We start from the raw sequence: 880 nt of genomic DNA, 5'->3' as shown, positions 1-880 counted from the left end.
CAAAACAACATTCTCTCGGCAATCATTTTGGTGGTCATCGTTATTATCGCGATCTTGGGGGTAAGAACGGCTTTGTTGGTTGGGATCTCTATTCCAGGCTCTTTCTTAACGGGGTTGTTAGTCCTCTCGGTTTTTGGTCTTACCGTAAACATCGTGGTGCTGTTTGCCTTAATCATGGCGGTCGGCATGCTGGTGGATGGTGCAATCGTCGTCACTGAGTTTGCCGATCGGAGAATGCAAGAAGGCACACCGCGTAAAGAGGCATACCGAGACGCAGCCAAACGCATGGCATGGCCGATCACCGCCTCTACCGCGACTACGTTGGCGGCATTTGCTCCGCTTCTTTTTTGGCCGGATATTACCGGTGAATTTATGAAGTACTTACCGTTAACGCTAATCGCGACGTTAGCGGCGTCATTGGTGATGGCTTTGCTATTTGTGCCTGTTATTGGCGGCATTATTGGTAAACCTCAGGTTATCAATCCTAAAGCCCAACAAGAAATGGTGGAGCTGCACAACGGAAACTTTGAGAAAGCGACAGGAATTACCAAGCTTTATTACAAAAACTTGTTTGTGGCGATTCAACATCCTTGGAAAGTGCTGCTGAGCGCGGTATTGCTGGCGGGTGGTGTTGGATTTACTTACAGTAAAGCGGGGTTAGGAGCTGAGTTTTTCCCTGAAGTCGACCCGCCATTTTTCACCGTAAAAGTACGCTCTTACGGGGATCTTTCCATTAATGAGAAAGATATCGTAATGCGAGAAATTGAAAAGGTCATGCTGGGTCATGATGAGTTTGAAAGTGTCTACACTCGCACTGGATCGAGCGATAATGGTGACGAAATCGGTCAGATTCAAATAACTCCTGTGGATTGGCAATATC

The 880-nt window shown here is 47.2% G+C and carries 1 pseudogene; it reads left to right on the top strand.

Features of this window, described 5'->3' with window-relative positions:
* Positions 1-880 (top strand): annotated as a pseudogene (gene vmeK, locus R7Z49_RS24030) (multidrug efflux RND transporter permease subunit VmeK); the annotation flags it as partial.

This window comes from Vibrio sp. 1562 (genome assembly GCF_033340155.1).
Lineage (GTDB): Bacteria > Pseudomonadota > Gammaproteobacteria > Enterobacterales > Vibrionaceae > Vibrio > Vibrio alginolyticus.
The sequence above is the reverse complement of the archived record's forward strand: the minus strand, read 5'-3'. Positions and strand labels throughout refer to the sequence as shown.